Annotated in this window: 24 protein-coding genes; 14 read left to right on the top strand and 10 right to left on the bottom strand. The window is 61.0% G+C overall.

Annotated elements, in window-relative coordinates; genetic code table 11:
- Positions 1 to 10: 10 nt before the first annotated feature.
- Positions 11 to 430, top strand: a complete 420-nt coding sequence (locus ABRA89_RS10790) for a hypothetical protein (protein WP_349941481.1) — start codon at positions 11 to 13, stop codon at positions 428 to 430.
- 60 nt (positions 431 to 490) lie between these two features.
- Here the strand turns inward: ABRA89_RS10790 and ABRA89_RS10785 are convergent, their stop codons facing one another.
- Positions 491 to 1447, bottom strand: a complete 957-nt coding sequence (locus tag ABRA89_RS10785) for a DMT family transporter (protein ID WP_349941480.1) — start codon at positions 1445 to 1447, stop codon at positions 491 to 493.
- Between the two features lie 136 nt (positions 1448 to 1583).
- Here ABRA89_RS10785 and ABRA89_RS10780 point away from each other — a divergent pair, with 136 nt between their 5' ends.
- Positions 1584 to 2045, top strand: coding sequence for a YaiI/YqxD family protein (locus ABRA89_RS10780; protein WP_349941479.1), 462 nt, complete (start codon positions 1584 to 1586; stop codon positions 2043 to 2045).
- A 235-nt stretch (positions 2046 to 2280) separates the two neighbouring features.
- On the opposite strand, the gene ABRA89_RS10775 is transcribed toward ABRA89_RS10780, so the two are convergent.
- The 3 genes from ABRA89_RS10775 to ABRA89_RS10765 form a co-directional block, all read right to left on the bottom strand.
- The gene (locus ABRA89_RS10775; protein WP_349941478.1) at positions 2281 to 3831 is read right to left on the bottom strand and encodes a sensor histidine kinase; all 1551 of its coding nucleotides are present in this window, start codon (positions 3829 to 3831) and stop codon (positions 2281 to 2283) included.
- 91 nt (positions 3832 to 3922) lie between these two features.
- Positions 3923 to 5350: a dihydrolipoyl dehydrogenase family protein gene (locus ABRA89_RS10770; protein WP_349941477.1), complete on the bottom strand. Its 1428-nt coding sequence runs from the start codon at positions 5348 to 5350 to the stop codon at positions 3923 to 3925.
- A 16-nt stretch (positions 5351 to 5366) separates the two neighbouring features.
- Positions 5367 to 6131 carry a TVP38/TMEM64 family protein gene (locus tag ABRA89_RS10765; RefSeq protein WP_349941476.1) on the bottom strand — a complete coding sequence of 255 codons (765 nt, stop codon included), beginning with the start codon at positions 6129 to 6131 and terminating at the stop codon, positions 5367 to 5369.
- 262 nt (positions 6132 to 6393) lie between these two features.
- Between ABRA89_RS10765 and rpmH the strand changes: the two genes are divergently transcribed.
- The 8 genes from rpmH to truA all read left to right on the top strand — a co-directional run bounded on the left by rpmH (position 6394) and on the right by truA (position 12497).
- Positions 6394 to 6528 carry a 50S ribosomal protein L34 gene (rpmH, locus tag ABRA89_RS10760; RefSeq protein ID WP_349941475.1) on the top strand — a complete coding sequence of 45 codons (135 nt, stop codon included), beginning with the start codon at positions 6394 to 6396 and terminating at the stop codon, positions 6526 to 6528.
- 81 nt (positions 6529 to 6609) lie between these two features.
- The gene (gene rnpA, locus ABRA89_RS10755; RefSeq protein WP_349941474.1) at positions 6610 to 6996 is read left to right on the top strand and encodes a ribonuclease P protein component; all 387 of its coding nucleotides are present in this window, start codon (positions 6610 to 6612) and stop codon (positions 6994 to 6996) included.
- Positions 6997 to 7000: 4 nt separating this feature from the next.
- Positions 7001 to 8827 carry a membrane protein insertase YidC gene (yidC, locus tag ABRA89_RS10750; protein ID WP_349941473.1) on the top strand — a complete coding sequence of 609 codons (1827 nt, stop codon included), beginning with the start codon at positions 7001 to 7003 and terminating at the stop codon, positions 8825 to 8827.
- Positions 8828 to 8851: 24 nt separating this feature from the next.
- On the top strand, positions 8852 to 9286 hold the full coding sequence (locus ABRA89_RS10745) for a VOC family protein (protein WP_349941472.1): 435 nt from the start codon (positions 8852 to 8854) through the stop codon (positions 9284 to 9286).
- Between the two features lie 54 nt (positions 9287 to 9340).
- Positions 9341 to 9988 (top strand): CatB-related O-acetyltransferase, encoded by a 648-nt coding sequence (locus tag ABRA89_RS10740; protein ID WP_349941471.1) that lies wholly within the window; start codon positions 9341 to 9343, stop codon positions 9986 to 9988.
- Entirely contained in the window at positions 9985 to 10662 is a 678-nt protein-coding gene (gene yihA, locus ABRA89_RS10735) for a ribosome biogenesis GTP-binding protein YihA/YsxC (protein WP_349941470.1), read from the top strand. Before ABRA89_RS10740 ends, yihA begins: the two co-directional genes overlap by 4 nt.
- Positions 10663 to 10752: 90 nt before the next feature.
- The gene (gene fmt, locus ABRA89_RS10730; protein ID WP_349941469.1) at positions 10753 to 11712 is read left to right on the top strand and encodes a methionyl-tRNA formyltransferase; all 960 of its coding nucleotides are present in this window, start codon (positions 10753 to 10755) and stop codon (positions 11710 to 11712) included.
- Entirely contained in the window at positions 11712 to 12497 is a 786-nt protein-coding gene (gene truA, locus ABRA89_RS10725) for a tRNA pseudouridine(38-40) synthase TruA (protein WP_349941468.1), read from the top strand. Before fmt ends, truA begins: the two co-directional genes overlap by 1 nt.
- On the opposite strand, the gene ABRA89_RS10720 is transcribed toward truA, so the two are convergent.
- Together ABRA89_RS10720 and ABRA89_RS10715 are read right to left on the bottom strand one after the other, a co-directional pair.
- Entirely contained in the window at positions 12479 to 13171 is a 693-nt protein-coding gene (locus ABRA89_RS10720; protein ID WP_349941467.1) for a DUF6064 family protein, read from the bottom strand. The genes truA and ABRA89_RS10720 overlap by 19 nt on opposite strands.
- 3 nt (positions 13172 to 13174) lie before the next feature.
- Entirely contained in the window at positions 13175 to 14086 is a 912-nt protein-coding gene (locus ABRA89_RS10715; RefSeq protein ID WP_463671279.1) for an aldo/keto reductase, read from the bottom strand.
- 323 nt (positions 14087 to 14409) lie between these two features.
- Between ABRA89_RS10715 and ABRA89_RS10710 the strand changes: the two genes are divergently transcribed.
- Entirely contained in the window at positions 14410 to 15075 is a 666-nt protein-coding gene (locus tag ABRA89_RS10710; RefSeq protein WP_349941466.1) for a YiaD family glycine zipper/OmpA-like lipoprotein, read from the top strand.
- Positions 15076 to 15348: 273 nt separating this feature from the next.
- Entirely contained in the window at positions 15349 to 16128 is a 780-nt protein-coding gene (locus ABRA89_RS10705) for a TorF family putative porin (RefSeq protein ID WP_349941465.1), read from the top strand.
- Positions 16129 to 16228: 100 nt separating this feature from the next.
- On the opposite strand, the gene ABRA89_RS10700 is transcribed toward ABRA89_RS10705, so the two are convergent.
- Together ABRA89_RS10700 and ABRA89_RS10695 are read right to left on the bottom strand one after the other, a co-directional pair.
- Positions 16229 to 16438: a YMGG-like glycine zipper-containing protein gene (locus ABRA89_RS10700; protein ID WP_349941464.1), complete on the bottom strand. Its 210-nt coding sequence runs from the start codon at positions 16436 to 16438 to the stop codon at positions 16229 to 16231.
- A 241-nt stretch (positions 16439 to 16679) separates the two neighbouring features.
- Positions 16680 to 17225, bottom strand: a complete 546-nt coding sequence (locus tag ABRA89_RS10695) for a response regulator (RefSeq protein ID WP_349941463.1) — start codon at positions 17223 to 17225, stop codon at positions 16680 to 16682.
- A 406-nt stretch (positions 17226 to 17631) separates the two neighbouring features.
- Here ABRA89_RS10695 and rho point away from each other — a divergent pair, with 406 nt between their 5' ends.
- Positions 17632 to 18891 (top strand): transcription termination factor Rho, encoded by a 1260-nt coding sequence (rho, locus tag ABRA89_RS10690; protein WP_349941462.1) that lies wholly within the window; start codon positions 17632 to 17634, stop codon positions 18889 to 18891.
- Positions 18892 to 18972: 81 nt separating this feature from the next.
- On the opposite strand, the gene ABRA89_RS10685 is transcribed toward rho, so the two are convergent.
- Complete coding sequence (locus ABRA89_RS10685; RefSeq protein ID WP_349941461.1) at positions 18973 to 19287, bottom strand: SH3 domain-containing protein; 315 nt, start codon at positions 19285 to 19287, stop codon at positions 18973 to 18975.
- Between the two features lie 158 nt (positions 19288 to 19445).
- On the opposite strand from ABRA89_RS10685, the gene ABRA89_RS10680 reads away from it, so the two are divergent.
- A complete protein-coding gene (locus tag ABRA89_RS10680) occupies positions 19446 to 19934 on the top strand; it encodes a YbaK/EbsC family protein (protein WP_349941460.1) in 489 nt (162 codons plus the stop codon).
- Positions 19935 to 20024: 90 nt separating this feature from the next.
- On the opposite strand, the gene ABRA89_RS10675 is transcribed toward ABRA89_RS10680, so the two are convergent.
- Positions 20025 to 20171: a hypothetical protein gene (locus ABRA89_RS10675; protein ID WP_349941459.1), complete on the bottom strand. Its 147-nt coding sequence runs from the start codon at positions 20169 to 20171 to the stop codon at positions 20025 to 20027.
- Between the last annotated feature and the right edge of the window lie 458 nt (positions 20172 to 20629).

The raw sequence follows: 20629 nt of genomic DNA, 5'->3' as shown, positions 1-20629 counted from the left end.
GAGACATTCCATGATCCCGTTACGCCATCTTATGCTTGCCAGTGTCATTCCGCTTACCCTTGGCCTCGCAGCCTGCGGTGAATCCGAAGAGGCGAGCGAAGACTCCGCGACCGAATCAACCGAGACCGAAGGATCGGCGACGAGCGAAGACTCGAGCGCTGCGACGGAAGAAAGCGGCAACTCGGCTGATAGCGGCGATGCGGCTGCCGGCGCTTCGAGCGAGGATGCTGCGGCGACCGGATCAAGTGACAGCGCAACGAGCGGCAGCGACTCGTCTTCGACGACTGGATCGAGCGACAGCGGATCGAGCGATTCGAGCATGGCGACCGATGTCGGCAGCGGCGATGGCTCGACGGGCGGAGAAGGTTCTTCCAACTCCCCGGATGAAGCTGCGAGCGAGTCCGAAGATCCAGAGGAAACCAGTCAGTAATCTAGCCTTCAAAGCTAATAGAGCCGATACGGCGGTGCGGGCTTCCCCGTACCGCCGTTTTTACTGCGCGCGGGTCAGAACCGGTCTTGCGATCCGCGCAGCGCTGCGTCGTTCCAGCACGTAGACGACAAGCCCCGAACCGACGACAATCGCCATTCCGACCCATTTGAGACCGTCCGGCCAGTCCCCGAAAAAGACGTATCCGGCGATGATCGCGAAGACGAGTTCGGCATAACTGAAGGGCGCGAGAACTGCTGCCGGCGCCCGTGCATAAGCCTCGACGATCAAGAGGTGACCAATCGTGCCGACGACACCGACCCCGAGAATGAGCCAGATCGCAAGCGTTTCTTCCGGCCAGGAGAAGGCGAGGATCGGAACATCAAGTGGCAATGCCATCAGCATTATGGCAGCGACGGTCGCCGTTCCACCGATTCCGGCATAGAACATCATCGCAAGAGGCTCGTCGCCGCGTGAAGCGAAACGGCTGAGAATGATGTAGAGCGAGACCAGGAGCGCAGTCGCCAGCGGCAGGAGTGAAAGCAGACCGAAGATTGCATAGCTCGGGCGAATGATGATCAACGCCCCCACGAAACCGATGGCGATCGCCAGTATTCGCCTCCAGCCGATCGTCTCGCGCAGGACCGGTACTGCGAGGAGCACCTGCAGCATCGGCGCGACCATGAAGACCGCGACGGCATCGGCAAGCGGCATGAAGCCGAGGGCAGCGAAAAACAGGATTCCACCGGCCCCAAGCAATGCACCGCGAAACAGGTTGAGCCCCGGTTGGGAAACCCGAAACATGCCGGCCCCACCCCGCATCGCCATGAACGGCACCATCCATAGCGACTGCTGCAACAGCCGGAGGAGCGCAACCTCTCCAGCCGAAATGCCGTAACTGTTGATCAATACCTTGCCACCCGCATCCAACAGCGGGAATACGGCCGTTGCCACGAGGAGGATTGCGATACCGCGCATTGTCCCGGCAGACGGGTTGGCAAGATCGGCGCGCAGGGTCATGACGCTTCTTCCGGGAAATGTAGGACCCTTCCTGACATTCCCCGAAGCCAAACGCCATGCATGCCGCCATTTCATTTCGTGATATGGCCTTCGGCTTAAGTGATGGATGGACAAGACAGGACGGACCTCGCCCAGCATGCCGAACTCCGATCTCAAGGTTCTGATCGACGCGGACGCTTGTCCGGTGAAGGACGAGGCGATCGACATCGCCTGTCGCTATGGTGCTCAACCGATCCTGGTATCGAACGGCGGCATGCGGCCGTCGCGTTTTCCTGACGCTAGAATCGTGACCGTGGCATCCGGCCCGGACGCGGCAGACGACTGGATCGTGGAGGCCGCCGACGAAACCAGTCTTGTCATCACAACGGACATCCCGCTTGCGGCCCGTGCGCTGGAAAAGGGCGCACACGCCTTGCGCCCTACCGGCCACCCGTTCACGCAGGAATCGATCGGCGAGGCCCTCGCCATGCGAAGTTTCTCCGAACATCTGCGAGAGACCGGTGTATCGAAGGGTTACAACGCCGCCTTCACCGGCGCCGACCGTTCGCGCTTCATGAGCGCGATGGACGTGCTGATGCGGCGATTGCCGCGCGGATAAGGCGTGACTGGACGCAGGCAGAAGCGACCCATTCCGCAGCGGAACCGCAAAAATGCAACAGCCGTCCGCGGATCGTTTCTTGCCGATTGACCCAATGTGCAGAGCAGCATACAGTTATGACACAGTCTCGCGACTGTCGCCTCACGGGGCGTTTCCTCCCTAGACTTTGACCGCGCTGGTTTTCCTGTCGCGGTTTCTTTTTGCCCCGCCGATCGGCAATCGATCCTGAAGCGTATCAGTCTTCGTCTTCGGAGTTCCGCCTGCCCGCTGCGCCGTCCTTGCCAGCACCTTCGGAATTGCCCGAAGGCGCTTTTCTCGGAAGCTCGATTTCGAAGCGTGTGCCGGTTGTCCCGGTCTGGGCGAGCCGCAGTTCACCAGCATGGGCTTCGACGATTTCCATGGCGATCGCGAGCCCCAGCCCGGTGCCACCCGAACGCGCCGATCCGCGAAACGCCTGAAACAGATTGTCCCTTGCCTTCTGAGGCAGTCCCGGCCCGGTATCCTCGACGGAAATCAGGGCGCGCCCGCTCTTGAGCCGCTCGGCCCCGACGGTCAGCCGGCGCACAATGCCGACCCCCTCCATATCGTCCGAGATCAGCGCCTGCACCGCGTTGCGACAGAGATTGGTGAGCAGACGATGGATCTGTTCGGGATCGGCCGTTACTTCGAAATGATCGGGAACGGCGTTGACGAATTCGATCTCGGACTGCTCCGAGCCCAGCGCCAGCAGATCGCACACATCATAGACGGTCGCTTTGAGATCGACCTGACGCCATTCCGGCGTGCGCTCCACAGCGCGGCCATAAGCGAGCACCGACTGGGTATAGTGAAGTGCACGATCGAGGCTCTTGATGAGCATCGGCGCCATGCGCTGCACCTTCGGATCAGGTAGCGTGACGAGCCGGTCCGAAATCATCTGAGACGATGCGAGAATGTTGCGCATATCGTGATTGATCTTCGACACCGCGAGACCGAGATTGGCCAGCCGCCGCTGCTCTTTCAGGGTTTCGGAGAGCTTGGCCTGCATGGCGGCGAGCTCGCGCGATGCGATGCCGAGCTCGTCGGCCCGCTCTTCCGGCACGATGATCCGCGTCGGATCGGATGGACGTTCGCCGAATTCCACCATCGCATTCGTCATTCGGCGAATGGGCACGACCATCATCCGGTTGATCACCGCCCAGAGAAGAAGCGCGGTGACGGCGGCGAGAATCGAGGAAAACAGAAGCACCCGGCCGGCATAGGCGAACATCGCTCTGCGGAGATCGCCGTCGGTCAGGACCACCTCGGTCCGGAAGGAGCCGTTCGCAGTCGTTCCGAGAACCCGGAGCGTACGGTCTCCGCCGAAAGCGAATTCGCTGAAGGCTTCTTTCACGCTTTGAAAACCGGTCTCGTCGTCGAGAGAGATTGTGCGGTCGACCAAAGCGATCGTCGGGTCACGAGCGATCAGGCGATTGCTTACTCCGTCGGAAATCGCGACGAGGCGCAGGCCGAGAGCATCGAGCAACGCGATCTGCTGGTTCCCCGGCATCGCGCCGGCACCACTCGCCCCGGGCTGGCCCGGTCCCGCAGTGGCGAGAGCCGCAACCGCCGCGCCCTCGAGTTTTTCGCTCAGATAGCTGTCACGGAACCCGGAAAGCAGCGGCACGAAGATGACGACTTCGGCCAGCATCACCGCTAGGATCGCAAGGAGCAGCAATTTTGCGGAAAGCGAACGCGCGATCCTGCCGCCACGCACTGGTGGCGTTCGCTCAAGCTTTACGAACTCGCTGGTTTGAGGATCACTCAAATCGCCGACGGCCTTCCCCCGCAGGGCCGGAATCCGCGTTGAATTCGATACCGGCCCAACTCCAGTCTTTCCCCAAAGACTAAGACCGTATTTAGCCGAAGCGGCGCAAAAAAGCGATGGCGCTGCGCACGACCGGCTTCTTCGTATACGACGCATAATAGGAGGTGGCGGCTCGCTTCGCGATCTCCGAAAGCGTCGGATAGGGCGAGACGAAACCCTGAAGATCGGAGAGCTTCATGCCCTTCGATACGGCGAGCGCGAGAAGGTTGGTCATCTCGCCGGCCTTGGCGCCCGCGACGCCCGCGCCGACGATCTTGCCGCGCTTGCCGACGACGATCTTTATCAGGCCCTCGGTTTCGCGTTCGGCCTGAGCGCGATCGTTCTCGGCATAGGGCCAGGAGACCGTCGTCACATCCTGGCCGGCATCCCGCGCTTCCTGCTCTGTCGGGCCGACCTGACCGAGTTCCGGGTCGGTATAGGTGACATGCGGCATTTGCTCGTGCTTGGTCTTGACAGGCAGACGGAACAGCAAGGGCCTCAGCACCAGGCCGCCGTGATAGCCGGCGACATGGGTGAATTGCGGACCGCCCGCCACATCTCCGATCGCATAGACACGCTTGTTCGTCGTCCGCAGATCCTTGCCGACCTTGATGCCGGACCGCTGGTATTCGACGCCCCCCGCTTCGAGGTTGAGAGTGTCCACGTTCGGCTGGCGCCCGACAGCAACGAGAAGATGGCTGCCCGAGACCGTGAGCGTGTCGCCGCCACGCTCGGCCGTCACGTCTATAGCGCCTGCGGCCCCGCCAACCTTGACGACCTTCGCCCCGGCTTCGATCTGGATGCCCTCTTTCTCGAGTCGATCAAGAACCACTGCGGCGAGTTCTGGATCGTCCTTGCCGAGGGGCTTGGCACCTTCGATCACGGTTACCTTGGCACCGAGGCGGCGATGGGCCTGCGCCATCTCCATGCCGATCGGGCCACCGCCGATGACAATGAGGTGCACGGGGCATTCGGTGAGGTCGAAGAGGGTCTCGTTCGTGAGATAGGGCGTTTCCTTCAAACCTTCGATCGGCGGAACGAACGGCCGGGACCCCGTCGCAACGACGAATCGGCGCGCCTTGATCCGGCGGCCGTTCACCTCGACCGTCTCGCCATCGACAAACCGCGCATCGCCCTTGATCACATGAACGCCGAGCCCCTCGAACCGCTCGACCGAATCGTTCGGCGCAATCGCGCCGATCACGTCGTGGACATGGCGGTTGACCGCAGCGAAATCGATCTGCGGTTCCACCGATGCGATGCCGAACCGGTCCGCCTTTCGGAAACTTTGCGCGGTCTTGCCTGAAGCGATCAGCGCCTTGGAGGGCACGCAGCCATAGTTCAGGCAGTCTCCGCCCATCTTGTCGCGCTCGATCAGCGTGACAGAGACCCCGAAGGCCGCCGAGGCTGCAGCGACCGTCAGGCCGCCCGAACCCGCTCCGATAACGCAGATATCGGGCTTGGTTGAATCAGAAGCCATGTGTGCAGCGCCCTTCCTATGCCTGGCTCTCGACAGGGCCGCGGCCCTTGAGGAACGTCTTCTTGAGGATGAGACCAAGGACGGCCAGCGCACAGAGCCCGAAGAGCGCGATCGTCATTTCCGTCGTCACGAGATCACCGACCACCACCGGCCCGTCATGGGAGACATTGGCGACGGCCTGATCGATGCCGCTCCCCAGGAACGTATAGACGAATGACCCCGGCATGATGCCGAAGAAGGTCGCAAGCACATAGGTCCTCAACGAGATGTTCACGAAGGCCGGCGCGATGTTGACCGCGAAGAACGGAAGAACAGGCGTAAGTCGCAGAACGAAGAGATAGGAGAAGGCATCGTTCTGGAAGCCCTCGGCGAACCGCTTGATCGCGCCCCCGGCTTTCCTGCGCAGAACGTCGCCGAAGGCATGGCGCGCAGCGAGAAAGATACCCGCAGCGCCGATCGTCGCTCCGACAACAGTCAGGATGCCACCGATGAGCCAGCCGAAGACGAAACCGGCCGCAATCGTGATAATGGAGGCCGCAGGAAAGGCGATCGCGACGAGCAGGGCGTAGAGCACGATAAATCCGAGCCCGGCGATGAGGAGATTGTCCGTCACGAAGCTCTTCAGCACTTCGCGGCTTTCAAGGAACACCTGAAGCGAAAGATAGCGATGGAGCCCGAAGCTATAGGCGAGCGCCAGAACGGCCAAGATCAGGGCGATCGGCCAGAGCCGCTGGAACCAGGACTTCTCAGTGCCTACACCCTGCTCTTCGCTCACAGACATCGTCATTCGTCCCTTCTCCCATCCATTGTCGACCATCCGCTGCGCCGCACGAAGCCGAAAATCGTGATACAGTCACGTTCGCCTCCCGATCGAGGGCATTCGGTTCGTTGACTTTCGGGATGGATCGCTCTTATAAGCGCCCCACGAGCGGACGGCACCACGTGCGCGGTTTTGTTGCGCGCAGCGAACGGCCGATCCACACCAGTTCAAGAGACTATTCGACACGAAAGGCCCGCATGTTTCTCGACTGCGGGAAAAATCGATGAAGCGCACTTACCAGCCCTCCAAACTTGTTCGCAAACGCCGTCACGGCTTCCGTTCGCGCATGTCCACCGTCGGCGGCCGCAAGGTCATTGCCTCGCGTCGTTCCAAGGGCCGCAAGCGCCTTTCGGCCTAAGGCACGAAGCTAGCCGACCACAGGGCGGAACACATCGGCCTTGTCCCAGAGGTGGCTCCCCTGCGTTAAGAGAGTGACGGTTTGACCCAGGCCGGGCGGCTCACCAAACGCTCCGAATTCCTTGCCGCGCGCCGGGGCCGTCGTCTGAACGGCCCTTATTTCTTTATCGAGACGCATCTTCGCGGCGATGAGGAAGCACCCCGTTTCGGGTTGACGGTGACAAAGAAGGTTGGCAATGCCGTCGTCAGAAATCGGATCAAGCGGCGATTGCGCGAAGCCATCCGCACTGCTGCAAGTACCGAGATGAAGAACGGTGTGGATTACGTGATCGTCGCACGTCGGGATGTGCTCGACGTCGCGTTCGAAACCCTGAAAGACGAGTTGTCCCGGCGGTTCAGCCGTATCGATCCAGTCAAATCCGGGCCGTCCAGAAAACAGCGTACAGGCGCGTCCGCGTCAGAGGTCTAGCCCGATGGAAATGAACCGCAACTTCCTGATCGCGATGGCTCTTTCGATCCTCGTTCTGGTCGGATGGCAGTTTCTGGTCATCGGCCCGCGGATGGACGAGCAACAGCGCCAGAACGAGATCGCGCAGAACGAAGCGACTCAGAATGATGGTTCGCTGCAGACGCCCCAGACCGCAGCCGGCACCAATCAGGAGAGCCTGACTGCGCCGGCCGGCCGCGAAAGCATGGTGCCGAGCCCCGACCTGCCGCAGAACCAGTCGCGTGAAGAGGTGATTGCTGGCGGCAACCGCATCGCCATCGACACACCGGAGTTGACAGGCTCCATCAATCTCACCGGCGCCCGGCTCGACGATCTTCGGCTCAAGCATTACCACGAGACGGTGGACGACTCTTCGCCCACCATCGTTCTCCTTTCGCCGGAAGAGCTGCCGAACGGCTATTTCGCCGAATACGGCCTGATCCAGACCGGTGCGGGCCAGCTCGTTAACGCGAATACCGAGTGGCAGGCCGAAGACGGCGCGCAGCTGACCCAGGATACGCCGGTCACTCTCACCGCGAACACCGAGAACGGGCTCACCGTGACCCGCACGATCTCGGTCGACGACAACTTCATGTTCACCTACGAAGACTCGGTCGAGAACACCGGCGAAGAAGCGGTTCAGGTTTCTCCCTATGGTCGCATCGCCCGCTATTCCAAGCCGCAGGTCGCATCAGCATACATCCTCTTCGAAGGCTTATTGGGCGTCTTCGGCGAGGAGGGCCTTGAAGAGGTATCCTACTCGACAGTTGAGGAAGACACCCGCTTGCCGCAGCCGAAATCCTCGAGCGGCGGTTGGCTCGGCATCACCGACAAATACTGGGCGACGGCGATGGTCCCGGAAGTCGGGCGCGATTTCGAATCCCAGTTCCTCTACCGCACCAATGGACGAACCCATTACCAGACTGAGTTCGTATCCGACCCGGTCTCAATCGCGCCGGGCGAGTCGGCCAATATGGTCAACCGCACCTTCGCCGGCGCGAAAGAAGTGGACAAGATCAACGCCTATGAGGAGCAGCTGGACATCCGCCAGTTTGGCCAGCTGATGGACTGGGGCATGTTCTACTTCATCACCCGGCCGATGTTCACGGCGCTCGACTACATCTACCGCCTCGTCGGCAATTTCGGCATCGCGATCCTGGCTGTCACTGTCGTTCTGAAGCTCATATTCTTCCCGCTCGCCAACAAGTCCTACAAGTCCATGGCGCGGATGAAGACGATCCAGCCTAAGGTCATGGAGCTGCGCGAGCGTTTCAAGGACGATCGGCAGAAGCAGCAGCAGGAAATGATGCAGCTCTACCGATCGGAGAAGATCAATCCGGCAGCAGGCTGTTGGCCGATCCTGATCCAGATCCCCGTCTTCTTCGCGCTCTACAAGGTGCTATACGTGACGATCGAAATGCGTCACGCGCCCTTCTTCGGGTGGATTCAGGACCTGGCCGCGCCGGACCCGACGAGCCTCTTCAACCTCTTCGGCGCGCTGCCCTACGACGTACCGCAGTTCCTGATGATCGGCGTCTGGCCGCTTCTGATGGGCCTCACCATGTTCATCCAGATGCGCCTCAACCCGACGCCGCCGGACCCGACTCAGGCGATGATCTTCACCTGGATGCCGGTGGTCTTTACCTTCATGCTCGCCGCCTTCCCGGCCGGCCTGGTGATCTACTGGACCTGGAACAACTTCCTCTCGATCATTCAGCAGAGCGTGATCATGAAGCGCAACGGCGCAAAGATCGAGCTCTTCGACAATCTCCGCGGCATGTTCAAACGAAAAGAGAAGACGTCGTCCTCCTGACGCTGCTCTGATCGGAGGCGAGCCATGACCCCGCAGCGCGTGAGCCTGATCACCCTCGGCGTTCGGGACATGGCGAGAAGCCGGTCCTTCTATGAGGCGCTCGGCTGGCAGCCGGTGCCTCACGAAGGGCCCGGTGTCACCTTCTATCGAATGGACGGTCTGGCGCTTGGGCTCTTCGGTCTCGATGATCTCGCAAAGGATCAGGCCAGACCCGGAGCCCAACTCGGGACCGGAGCGATCACGCTGGCGCAGAACTTTGCGGATGTCCAATCCGTCGATGCGGCCTACGCCACGGCGCTCGCCGCCGGAGCCACCGGTCTCAAAGAGCACGAGAAGGTCTTCTGGGGCGGATATTCGGGCTATTACGCTGATCCGGACGGCCATGTCTGGGAGCTCGCCCACAATCCGTTCTGGCATCTGGACGAGGCCGGGCGGGTGACGATTCCGGCCCCGGCCTGAGCGGATCGACAGAACGCCCGGCCTCCCTGATCCGATCCCTGAGAGGACAATGCCATGCATGGCCCCGATCCGACCGATTCCCATCCCATGCCGGGACACCACAGGGTCGGCTTTCTGAAGCCGCTCGTCGATCATCCGCAGATCGAGATCGGCGACTTCACTTATTACGATGACCCACGGGGCCCTGAGCATTTCGTCGAAAATTGCGTCGGCCATTTCTATGACTTTCTCGGCGACAAGCTGATCATCGGAAAGTTCTGCGCGATAGGCTCCGGCGTCAGCTTCGTAATGAACGGCGCGAACCACGCGATGACAGGCTTTTCGACCTATCCCTTCAACATCTTCGGCAAGGGCTGGGAGGACGGCTTCGATCTCTCGACCATCACCGCCGGCCTTCGGGGCGATACGGTCATCGGAAACGATGTCTGGATTGGCGAAAAGGCCGTCATCATGCCCGGTGTAGCAATCGGCGACGGTGCCATCGTCGCGGCTCATTCGGTTGTGACGAAGGACATGCCGCCCTATGCCGTCAGCGGCGGCAATCCTGCGAAGGTGATCCGGCAGCGCTTCGACGATGGGACGATCGCTGCGCTCTGCGAGATCGCATGGTGGCACTGGCCGGCGGACAAGATTTCGCGCAATCTCAATGCCATTCGCGGGGCAGACCTCAACGCCCTGACCCAAGCTTCGGAGACTCCATGAGCGACCAGTCGGCACCATCGCCGAAAACCGATTCCGGCCGCAACGGGGGCCCGAAGCTTTTCGGCCAGCCATGGGTCTTCGTGCGAGGCGTGCCGGAAATGAAGTTCCTCCCGCCGGAAGGTCCGCCGGAGGTTGCCTTCGCTGGCCGCTCAAACGTCGGCAAGTCCTCGCTCATCAATGCGCTCCTCGGCCAGAAAGGCCTCGCGCGCACCTCGAACACACCGGGCCGCACGCAGGAGCTCAACTTCTTCGTGCCCGACGGCTTCGGCGGCGAGACCACCGAACTGCCCCCCATCGCCATCGTCGACATGCCGGGCTATGGTTACGCCCAGGCTCCGAAGGAAAAGGTCGACGCCTGGACCGAGCTCGTCTTCGACTATCTGCGCGGCCGCCCGACCCTGAAGCGCGTCTTCGTCCTCATCGACGCCCGCCACGGCATCAAGGGAAACGATGAGGAGGTTCTGAAGCTGCTCGACAAGGCGGCGATGTCCTATCAGATCGTGCTGACCAAGATCGACAAGATCAAGCCGACCGGCGTTCCGAAGCTCATCGCAGCAACCGAGGAGGCGATCCGCAAGCGTCCGGCTGCCTATCCGGGCATTCTGGCGACGTCGTCGGAGAAACGGTCGGGACTGGATGATTTGCAGGCGGCGCTGGGGAGGTTGGCGGAGTAGGCCACCCCAAACTTCCTTCGTCATCCCCGGGCCCGGTCCCGAGTAAACATCCCGATTGCCAGCCCCATCCATCGCAGCTAACACCATCCCATGTTGCTCAAGCTTGCATTCATGGGGACGCCCGACTTCGCGGTCCCGACGCTCAAGGCCGTTCACCGGGCCGGTCACGAGGTGGCCTCGGTCTACACCCAGCCGCCGCGCAAGGCTGGACGACGTGGCTTGAGCGTTACGCCCTCCCCGGTTCAGCGCGAGGCCGAGGCGCTGGGGCTCACCGTCCACACGCCACTCAACTTTCGCGACGAGGCCGAGCGCTGGGCGTTTGCGGCCCACGAATTCGACGTCGCCGTCGTCGTCGCCTACGGCCTGCTCCTGCCGGAAGCCGTGCTAGCAGCGCCGAAACATGGCTGCCTCAACGGTCATGGCTCGCTGCTGCCCCGCTGGCGGGGTGCCGCACCGATCCAGCGGGCGATCCAGGCAGGCGACGCGACCACCGGCATGATGATCATGCAGATGGAGACAGGCCTCGACACCGGCCCTGTCGCCCGCACCATGGAAACTGCGATCGGCGAGACCGAGACCGCAGGCGAACTCCACGACCGCATGGCGGCGATGTGCGCCGATCTGATGGTCGACGCCCTCTCCAAGCTTCAGGCTGGCGTTCTCCACTTCGAGGCTCAGGACGCGATCGCCGCGCGCACCGGACGCGATGCCTGCTATGCCCGCAAGATCGACAAGGCCGAGGCGCGGATCGACTTCCACTTGCGCGGCTCGGATGTTGCCCGGCAGATCAACGCTTTCTCGCCGTTCCCCGGGGCGTGGACCATGCTGCCCATCGGCGAGAAGACCGAGCGCGTGAAGGTGCTTCGTGCCCGCGCCGAGGATGGCGAGGGCGAGCCCGGCACGGCGCTCGACGACGGCCTCCTGATCGCCTGCCAGTCCGGTGCCGTTCGGCTTCTCGAAGTGCAGCGGGCCGGCGGCAAGCCGATGGCGGCAGGCGATCTCCTGCGCGGCGTCGCGGTCCCGGCCGGCACGCGTCTCGGCGAAGAGTAATGCCGCGCTACAAGCTGACGATCGAATACGACGGAAGCCCCTATGCCGGCTGGCAGCGGCAGGCGGACGAGCCTTCCGTGCAGGCGGTGATCGAGGAAGCCGCCCACCGGCTTTGCGGCACGAATCCGGTGCTGTTCGGGGCTGGCCGCACCGATTCCGGCGTCCACGCGACGGGTCAGGTCGCCCATATCGATCTGCCGAAACCCTATGGCGGGGACACGGTGCGCGATGCCCTCAACGCCCATATGCGCGACGAGCCGGTGGTGATCCTTCACGCCGAAGAGGTGGCCGAGGATTTCGACGCCCGCTTCTCGGCCCGCAAGCGCTGGTATCGCTACCGCATCTTCAACCGCCGCGCCCCGGCCGCAATTCTCCGTGGAAAAGTGTGGTGGGTGTCGAAACAGCTCGATGCGGACGCCATGAACGAGGCGGCACAGGTGCTCGCCGGAACCCACGACTTCACCACCTTCCGGTCCACCCATTGTCAGGCGAAAAACCCGATCCGCACGCTGGAAAAGCTGGACGTCATGAAGGCTGAGGGCGAGGAAATCCATATCGTCGCCATGGCCCAGTCCTTCCTGCACAACCAGATCCGCTCCTTCGCGGGCACGCTGAAGCTGGTCGGCGAAGGCCGCTGGACGAGCGAAGACGTGCGGCTGGCACTGAAGGCGAAAGACCGCAAAGACTGCGGCCCGGTCGCCCCACCCTATGGTCTCTATCTCACGGCGGTCGAATACACGAACGAACCCAAGCGGACCCTGCCGCCTTATTCGGGCAAGGACTGACGCCGCGCGGGGATGACGGCCGCGAAAATGGCGAGCGCGATCGAGGCGAAGAGGAGCCACGAGACCGGATCGCCGAACACTTGAAGCGTCAGCGTCGAGAGGAACAGCCAAACAATCGGTACGATCATCAGCACGACGAGCCTGAGCCGGCTGGCGACTGCCATGACAAGAATGCCGAGCAACGCGATGGCCGTCGGATCGGGTGCCATGGCGAACCACTCGGCCCCGGCCAGCGAGCCGGTTCGTGCGTATCCGATCGCCGGATAGACCAGCACCCCGACAGCTGAGAGAAGACCGCCGATAGCCATACGCACAAGAGGTAGACGGCGCGTCGATGCCTCGGTCGCTGCGACGAGCGCAAGTAGCAGTGCCTCGCCGAGAAAGGCCCAGTAGCCCACTGAGGCAATCGGGCTGATCGGCGCGTAGTGGGACCGCAGGAATGTGACCGCGACGAAGACGAGGATGAAGATCAGGCCGATCCACGAAGCCTGCCGCAGCCTAGCGATCCTCTTTCGGGACCGGAAAAGCCAGACCGCCGCGATGGCGATGCCGACAAACGTCAGAACAATCGGCAGCGGCCGCCATGCCTCGTTTTGCGCTTCGAACAGACGTCGATAGACCCGCTCGGAAAAGAGCAGAAAGTCTTGAAGCTGGTAGGTCGCCCAGGTCTCCATGGCTCAGAGATTTGCGATCGCCGCAGCAATCTCCTCGCGCATTGCCTCGTCCGGCAGCGGTCCCAAAGCGGCCGCCGCGTTCTCCGACGCATGAGCCGGAATGGTCGTCGCCGGGATCGGTAGCGTCGCTGCCGGGTGGGAGAGGATGAATTTCAGGATCAGCTGCGCCCAGCTCTCGGCCCCGAGCTCAGACGCCAATCCTGGCAGAGGCTCGCCCTCCAGCCGTCGCGTCAGCTGGCCCTGCCGGAACGGCCGGTTGATAAGGGCGACCATGCCGCGCTCCTCGGCCAAGGGCAGCAAGCGCTCCTCCGCCTCGCGATCCACCGGATTATAGGTGAATTGCACGAAATCCAGCGGATGCTCCTCCATGATCCGGGCAAACTCGCCATGCCGCCGCCCATGCGAGGTCGTGATCCCGACATGGCTTAGCGCTCCCGCTTCCTTCATCTCGAAGAGCATGGGCAGATGCTCTTCCCACGACACCAGATTGTGGACCTGCAGCAGCGAAAAGTTAGGCACACCCCAGAGCGACCGGCTCTCGGCCACCTGCTCGCGCCCTTCCGAGCCGAGCGGCGTCCACACCTTGTCGGCGGAAAAGACATCCGAGCGTCCGAGCTTTTCGAGCCCATATCCGATTGTCCCTTGCGACGAGCCGTACATGGGCGAGGAATCGATCACCTGACCGCCCGCCGCGAAGAACGCCTCCATCACCGCCGCGCATTCATCGAGCAGCACCGGATCGTTCCCCACATTGAAGGTGATCCAGCTGCCGAGGCCGACGGCGGGCAATGTCGCGCCCGATCCCGGCACCGTCCGGGTCATTCCATCTGCCGACTGCGCGCGGGCAGGCGTATGAGGCCATAGAGAGGCAGCCGCAGCCGCTTGCAGGAAAAGTCGACGGTTCAGATTGCGCATGGTTCGCTCGTTCCTAGCCGTTGTGTTTCTTCAGCATGCTCAGTGGTTCTGGAGATGACGCTTTACGAAGAATTTCGCTCCACCCGCGCTGCGACAAGGGACATCGTGCCTCAGCGAGGAGGCAAGAGTTCTGCGCGCTTGCTGACGCAATCCGGTCACGGGACATTCACGATCGTTGCACGCCTGCAACGCATTCAGCTTCAGTTCACGGCCCGCTGAATAGCCGTATTTGCGACACGCGCGCTCTCTAGACGCGCGTAGGAAAGGCCGCCGAAAAGCACGCGGCCACAGCAAAAAACAAGAGTCTGCTGGAGCGCTGAAGAATGATCAAGAAGATCGCCACTGTCCTCTGTCTGTCCGTCGCCTTGGCCGGTTGCACGACCGATCCCTATACGGGCGAAATGAAGATTTCGAACACGCTTGGCGGTGCGGGCCTCGGCACGGGCCTTGGCGCAGCCGGCGGCTATCTCGTCGCACGTGCGACCGGTTCGGACGAAGCGACCGCAGCCGCGATCGGCGCTGGACTTGGCGGCCTCGCTGGCGCCGGCATCGGCGCATACATGGACAATCAGGAAGCCCAGCTGCGCCAGCAGCTTCAGGGCACCGGCGTCTCGGTCACCCGCGTCGGCGACCGGATCATCCTAAACATGCCGTCGAACGTCACCTTCCCGACCGACCAGTCGCAGATCCTGCCGGCCTTCTACTCGACGCTCGATTCCGTCGCGATCGTCCTCCAGAAGTTCGACGAGACGATCGTCAACGTCTACGGACACACGGACAGCCAGGGCAGCGACGGCTACAACCTGACGCTCTCGCAGCAGCGCGCGTCGTCGGTCAGCCAGTTCCTCGCCAGCCGCGGCGTCAACCCGAACCGGCTCAATACGCAGGGCTACGGCGAGAGCCAGCCGATCGCCGACAATTCGACGGAAGCAGGCCGCGCCCGCAACCGCCGCGTCGAAGTGCAGATTTCGCCGCTCTCGACCCGCTGATATCAAAGGCGCATGTCGGGGATGCTCGGCATGCGCCAAACTCTGGTTTCGCCGCTTGCGGATAATTGGCTTGGGGCCGTAGTTGGCAGTAGCGGAAGCCATCTGATGCGTCAGAAGATGACAGCTCCAAGCATGTTGCAAGATGTCCACTATAAGCGTGCTTTTATTGCAACATCGAATTTTCACTAATCCGCCAAGGGGTTAGCAAGTCGTCTTTCCGGTCTCATGATGGCGAGGCATTCCGCTCCGCCATCTCGAAAACCGGATCAACGCATGAATCTCCATATCTTTACGGGTACACGCGCTGCAACGACCCTGCTCACTCTTGGAGCGAGCCTTGTCCTCGCCCAGCCAAGCGCGGCGCAGTCGATCGAGGACAGCCCGTTCGATGCGAACATCACGATCGATGCTGTTACGGATTATGTCTCACTCCGCGGATACACCCAGACGCAGCGCGACCCCGCCCTCCAAGGCACCCTCGATCTGTCGCTCTACGATTTCCACGCGGGCTTCTTTGCCTCGAACGTCGATTTCGGCACGCCGGAACCTGATACCGAGTTAGACCCCTTCATCGCCTACCGGCCCTCGGTTGGTAATTGGTCGTTCGATGTCACAGCTTACTACTATTTCTATCTCGACAACGAAGACCTGAACTATCCAGAAATCTTCTCCACGGCGTCATACAATTTCGAGGATATCGCCACGGTCGGCGCGACTTTTGCCTATGCGCCGAACTATTTCGGCGACGATCGGGAAACGGGCTATTTTTATAAGGCCAATCTTTCGGTTCCGCTGCCGAACGATTTCAGCTTCTCCGGCTCGGTGGGGTATCAGGATTTCGATCGCGGTTTCTTCGATCGCCACCTCGTCTGGGACGCGGGACTGACCTACACGTTCGAGGATACCTTCTCCTTCGACGTTCGCTATCATGACACCGATCTCGATGCCGACACCCAGTGCACCGGCGCCTTCAAGTGTGATGCGACGATTGTCGGAACCGTTACCTTCACGACCGGGCTCAAGGCGCTGAGCAAAATGGCCAGCGGGAACTGATTTCAGATTGGTTTCACTGAATCTCCTTGACCAAAACGAAATGCGCCGGGCGGAGGTCATCCGTCCCGGCGCATCAATTCGGGATTGGCTGCTAAAAAGCTTAGTAATTGCGGCCGACATAAGCGCCAGTCGCGCCACCTGCGACAGCACCCACGACCGCTCCGCCATCGCCGCCGATTGCATTACCAATCACAGCGCCCGATGCACCGCCGATGCCGGCGCCTGCGAGAGTGCGCTGGGTGCGGCTGCAACCGACCGAAGCTGCCAGCGCGATGGCGATCACCGCCGTGAAGATCATACGCATGGTCATTGTCTGATTCTTTCCTCAAGGTCTCCAGTCAAGACCATGATTATACAACGAATCAGAGGGAATGTCGGCACCAATTCTCGGTGATCTCATGCTGACCAGATTGGTTCGAGCAATCGGCAAACAGACTGCCAATCAGAAAAGACGGGGCTGGAACGTTACCAGTCGAACTGACTGCTATCCTCATAGCTCTGGAACAACGCGAAAGCGTGAATTCCCGGGCCAAGATGCAAAATTCACGTTCTCACGAGAGCGCGTAACTACCCTCTCCCTGCTTCATCGAAAGGCTCACAACCCGGTCTAGTGTCTCCGTAAATCGATCGACTGGGTAGGGTTTGGCGAAGAAATCGACATCGATCGGCAGTGAGGCTTTCGTGATCTTCGGATGACCCGAAACAATGATGATACCCATCTCTGGAAACTGACGATGAACTCTTTCGGCAAGTTCCAGACCGTTCATGCTTCCCGGCATTTCCACATCGGTGAAGAGAACGCGAACGCTCGGATGCTCGCAGAGAAGCTCCATTGCCTCGTCAGCATTCGCCGCCTCATGAGCACGATAACCGGCATCTTCCACTATATCGATGGCATCCATGCGAAGCAGCGGATCGTCTTCGACGACAAGAACCTCAATCATGGATTTGGAAGAGCATGGGTGTTGGGTCATTGCGCTATATCGCGCATGACGCAAAAAGGTTGCGTCACGATCACAAACTTGTGTTTGCACCGCGTCCGAAACCAGTCCCCGTCGCTGATGAGGAAATAATGGATGAGAGGCGTGAACGATCAAGGCCAGCGAAGTCCACGGGCAGAATCATTTCGTTAACCGGCTATCCACACCCGAGGCGCGTACCGGATGGACCAAGTCGGCTCGGTCCACGCCGCCAAACCAGCGCTTGCATACCGTAACGTCGGATTTTTCCGAGCCTATCAGGCCTCGTCCTCTTGCTTCGAACTGAGCCCGAAGCTATATCGTTCTCTCCTTCCTATTCACGCTCTGTCGATTCTTGAAGACCTAGCGCTACCCTTACATCATCCGGCCCTGCGAACGACGATCATAGGCTCGACCGACGTCATTGTGACGGAACGTCTCGTGCACCGCATACGTCCTTCCTCGAAATGCCACCCCTTCCCGGCCACGGACGGCTTGCTTCCGGGCCCCGAACCCCACCCCCGATACAAGTCTGAAGCCTCCCATGAAACTCCAAGACCTCAAGAATAAGAGCGCGCCCGAGCTCATCGCTTTCGCCGAGGAGAACGAGGTCGAAAACGCCTCGGTCCTGCGCAAGCAGGAGCTCATGTTTGCCATCCTGAAGCAGCTCGCTTCGCAGGATGAAGAGATCATCGGTGAGGGCGTCGTCGAGATTCTCCAGGACGGATTTGCCTTCCTGCGCTCGCCGGACGCCAACTACCTGCCTGGTCCCGACGACATCTACGTCTCGCCCTCGCAAATCCGGAAATTCCAGCTGAAGACCGGCGACACGGTCGAAGGCCCGATCCGTTCACCGAAGGAAGGCGAACGCTATTTCGCGCTTCTCAAGGTCAACACGATCAATTTCGACGACCCGGAGAAGATCCGGCACAAGAGCCACTTCGACAACCTGACGCCACTCTATCCCGACGAGCGCTTCAAGATGGAGCTCGGCGACCCGACCTCGAAGAAAGACCTGTCGGGCCGCGTGATCGATCTCGTCGCCCCGCTCGGCAAGGGCCAGCGCGGACTCATCGTCGCCCCGCCACGTACGGGTAAAACCGTTCTTCTTCAGAACATCGCCCACTCGATCACGGCGAACCATCCCGAATGCTATCTCATCGTGCTCCTCATCGACGAGCGCCCGGAGGAGGTGACCGACATGCAGCGCTCGGTGCGCGGCGAGGTGGTCTCATCCACCTTCGACGAACCGGCCCAGCGCCACGTGGCGGTCGCGGAAATGGTCATCGAGAAGGCCAAGCGCCTCGTGGAACACGGCCGCGACGTTGTTATTCTCCTCGATTCGATCACCCGCCTCGGCCGCGCCTACAACACCACCGTTCCGTCTTCTGGCAAGGTGCTGACCGGCGGTGTCGACGCCAACGCCCTTCAGCGGCCGAAGCGCTTCTTCGGCGCCGCCCGCAATATCGAGGAAGGCGGCTCGCTGACGATCATCGCGACGGCGCTCATCGATACGGGCAGCCGCATGGACGAGGTCATCTTCGAGGAGTTCAAGGGCACGGGTAACTCGGAGATCGTGCTCGACCGCAAGGTCGCCGACAAGCGTACCTATCCGGCCATGGACATCCTCAAGTCCGGCACGCGTAAGGAGGACCTCCTCATCCAGCGCTCGGACCTTCAGAAGATCTTCGTCCTGCGCCGCATCCTCTCCCAGATGGGCACCACGGATGCGATCGAGTTCCTCAACGACAAGCTCAAGCAGACCAAGACCAATGCCGATTTCTTCGATCAGATGAACACCTGATCGCGACATCGGATCGTCCGGCATGGTTGGAGCCCGGCCTCATCTTCGAGGTCGGGCTCTTCTTTTGGAGAAAGTCGCTGCTCAATCCGCGTAGCCGGCGATAAAGCGCGTGGACACCCAACCCTGCCGGCCTCCGCCGAAAGAGACGAGGCACCAGGTGGCATGACGGGCGCAGCGCTGGATGTAGAGACCGCCTTCTCCGTTCCGAAGGCCGGCGATGATAGGATAGCGTGTCGACGGACCGGTTCTGACGTTCAGGACGTCGTTGTAGGACACACCGACGACCCGATAGCCGATTTCGGTGCTGACATGGTAGCGCCAGTCGTGCGCTGCCGCCTGCGTAGTGAAGAAGCCTGCCAAGAGACCGAGCGTCGCGGCGATATGAAATTGCGGCATGGTACACCTCGGATCATTTTAAGACAGATCGAGTTTGCCACCGTATTTCCCTAACGGAAATATTATTTTTTGGAACGCATCGAAAAGTGCTTTTTGTTGACCGGTCCCGATCGCCCGTGCATCACACGTTCGAGACCATTCAAGACGCAATGAGATTCATGAGCGAAGCCCCCAAAGAGCTCCACCCCGCCGTTGCCCGCGTGGTCGCCGATGCCGCGGGAAAAGGGGTGAAAGCCAAGATCGTCCACACCGAAGAGACAACACGCTCGGCCGAAGAAGCGGCGAAGGCGCTTTCCGTTTCGGTCGGTGAAATCGTGAAATCCCTCGTCTTCAAGGGCGAATCCAGCGGCAAGGCCTATCTGCTCCTCGTCTCCGGCGACAACCGCGTCGATGAAACGACGGTCGCCAGTGCTTTGGGGGAAGGTCTCGCGCGGCCGGATGCCGCCTTCGTGCGCGAGGCGACCGGCTTTGCCATCGGCGGCGTCTCGCCCTTCGGATCAACCGGAGAGGTCACCGCCTACATGGACGAAGACCTCTTTCGCTTCGCGTCCGTCTGGGCCGCCGCCGGCACGCCGAACGACGTCTTCGAAGTCGTCCCGCTCCAGCTGAGAAGCGCGACCGGGGCAATCCTGGGTCCGGTGAAATAACCAGCGAAGAGCCTTCGTTCAATCAACGATAGGCGACGCCGAGATGTGCGTTCCCGCCGCCGCCTATCAGTTTGCGTTCCGAACTCCGGCTTACTTGCCCCTAGCGATATCCGAACGGGTCATCTCCTCCATCATGCGCTCATTCGTTTCGGAGCCGGGTACGAGGCCGCCGGCGGAAGCGGCGCTTGCATAGATCGAAAGCGTTGCCAGGATGGCGGCGGTTATGGCGGTTTTCATGAGTTCTTCCTTTCAAGAGACAAAGTTTATTTGCGCGCGGACATGATGATCCGACGCTCTAAACAGCCGAATTTGCGGCTTATCCTCCGGACAAGATCACTTTTGCTTGCCAGATGCTTTGATGTTCGTTACGGGATGAAGGAAGGTTTCGCTGCATACGATCACGAGATCGAGAATTTTGCGTGAAATCGACTTCATCAATGCTTACGGCCAATTGAGCGAAGATTAACTATTTGTTTTGTAATGTCTTTTCAGCACGAGCCTAATTGCAGATGGCAAGTATAAAAATCTGCCCGGACGGCGTCCGCACCGAAAACAGTCGCTCGGGGGCCCCGTCCCTGATTTCCAGCGCGAAGTGCAACACCCCAGAGCCGATGTATGATCGGCTCGGTTGTCCAGACCAATTGGAGTGTTGCGTTGCCATCCTACGTCCATCTTTCATCTCTCGAAAGAGAACA

The sequence above is a fragment of the Fulvimarina thalattae genome (genome assembly GCF_040239565.1).
Lineage (GTDB): Bacteria > Pseudomonadota > Alphaproteobacteria > Rhizobiales > Rhizobiaceae > Fulvimarina.
The sequence above is the reverse complement of the archived record's forward strand: the minus strand, read 5'-3'. Positions and strand labels throughout refer to the sequence as shown.

What these genes read in the sequence shown, in the direction of transcription:
- ABRA89_RS10700 (WP_349941464.1), bottom strand. Translation starts at nt 16,438, where the DNA reads ATGACCATGCGTATGATCTTCACGGCGGTGATCGCCATCGCGCTGGCA.
- rpmH (WP_349941475.1), top strand. Translation starts at nt 6,394, where the DNA reads ATGAAGCGCACTTACCAGCCCTCCAAACTTGTTCGCAAACGCCGTCAC.
- ABRA89_RS10720 (WP_349941467.1), bottom strand. Translation starts at nt 13,171, where the DNA reads ATGGAGACCTGGGCGACCTACCAGCTTCAAGACTTTCTGCTCTTTTCC.
- ABRA89_RS10680 (WP_349941460.1), top strand. Translation starts at nt 19,446, where the DNA reads ATGAGCGAAGCCCCCAAAGAGCTCCACCCCGCCGTTGCCCGCGTGGTC.
- ABRA89_RS10770 (WP_349941477.1), bottom strand. Translation starts at nt 5,350, where the DNA reads ATGGCTTCTGATTCAACCAAGCCCGATATCTGCGTTATCGGAGCGGGT.
- ABRA89_RS10765 (WP_349941476.1), bottom strand. Translation starts at nt 6,131, where the DNA reads ATGTCTGTGAGCGAAGAGCAGGGTGTAGGCACTGAGAAGTCCTGGTTC.
- ABRA89_RS10740 (WP_349941471.1), top strand. Translation starts at nt 9,341, where the DNA reads ATGCATGGCCCCGATCCGACCGATTCCCATCCCATGCCGGGACACCAC.
- yihA (WP_349941470.1), top strand. Translation starts at nt 9,985, where the DNA reads ATGAGCGACCAGTCGGCACCATCGCCGAAAACCGATTCCGGCCGCAAC.
- ABRA89_RS10685 (WP_349941461.1), bottom strand. Translation starts at nt 19,287, where the DNA reads ATGCCGCAATTTCATATCGCCGCGACGCTCGGTCTCTTGGCAGGCTTC.
- fmt (WP_349941469.1), top strand. Translation starts at nt 10,753, where the DNA reads ATGTTGCTCAAGCTTGCATTCATGGGGACGCCCGACTTCGCGGTCCCG.
- ABRA89_RS10745 (WP_349941472.1), top strand. Translation starts at nt 8,852, where the DNA reads ATGACCCCGCAGCGCGTGAGCCTGATCACCCTCGGCGTTCGGGACATG.
- truA (WP_349941468.1), top strand. Translation starts at nt 11,712, where the DNA reads ATGCCGCGCTACAAGCTGACGATCGAATACGACGGAAGCCCCTATGCC.
- yidC (WP_349941473.1), top strand. Translation starts at nt 7,001, where the DNA reads ATGGAAATGAACCGCAACTTCCTGATCGCGATGGCTCTTTCGATCCTC.
- ABRA89_RS10675 (WP_349941459.1), bottom strand. Translation starts at nt 20,171, where the DNA reads ATGAAAACCGCCATAACCGCCGCCATCCTGGCAACGCTTTCGATCTAT.
- ABRA89_RS10785 (WP_349941480.1), bottom strand. Translation starts at nt 1,447, where the DNA reads ATGACCCTGCGCGCCGATCTTGCCAACCCGTCTGCCGGGACAATGCGC.
- ABRA89_RS10710 (WP_349941466.1), top strand. Translation starts at nt 14,410, where the DNA reads ATGATCAAGAAGATCGCCACTGTCCTCTGTCTGTCCGTCGCCTTGGCC.
- ABRA89_RS10715 (WP_463671279.1), bottom strand. Translation starts at nt 14,086, where the DNA reads ATGCGCAATCTGAACCGTCGACTTTTCCTGCAAGCGGCTGCGGCTGCC.
- ABRA89_RS10705 (WP_349941465.1), top strand. Translation starts at nt 15,349, where the DNA reads ATGAATCTCCATATCTTTACGGGTACACGCGCTGCAACGACCCTGCTC.
- ABRA89_RS10790 (WP_349941481.1), top strand. Translation starts at nt 11, where the DNA reads ATGATCCCGTTACGCCATCTTATGCTTGCCAGTGTCATTCCGCTTACC.
- rho (WP_349941462.1), top strand. Translation starts at nt 17,632, where the DNA reads ATGAAACTCCAAGACCTCAAGAATAAGAGCGCGCCCGAGCTCATCGCT.
- ABRA89_RS10780 (WP_349941479.1), top strand. Translation starts at nt 1,584, where the DNA reads ATGCCGAACTCCGATCTCAAGGTTCTGATCGACGCGGACGCTTGTCCG.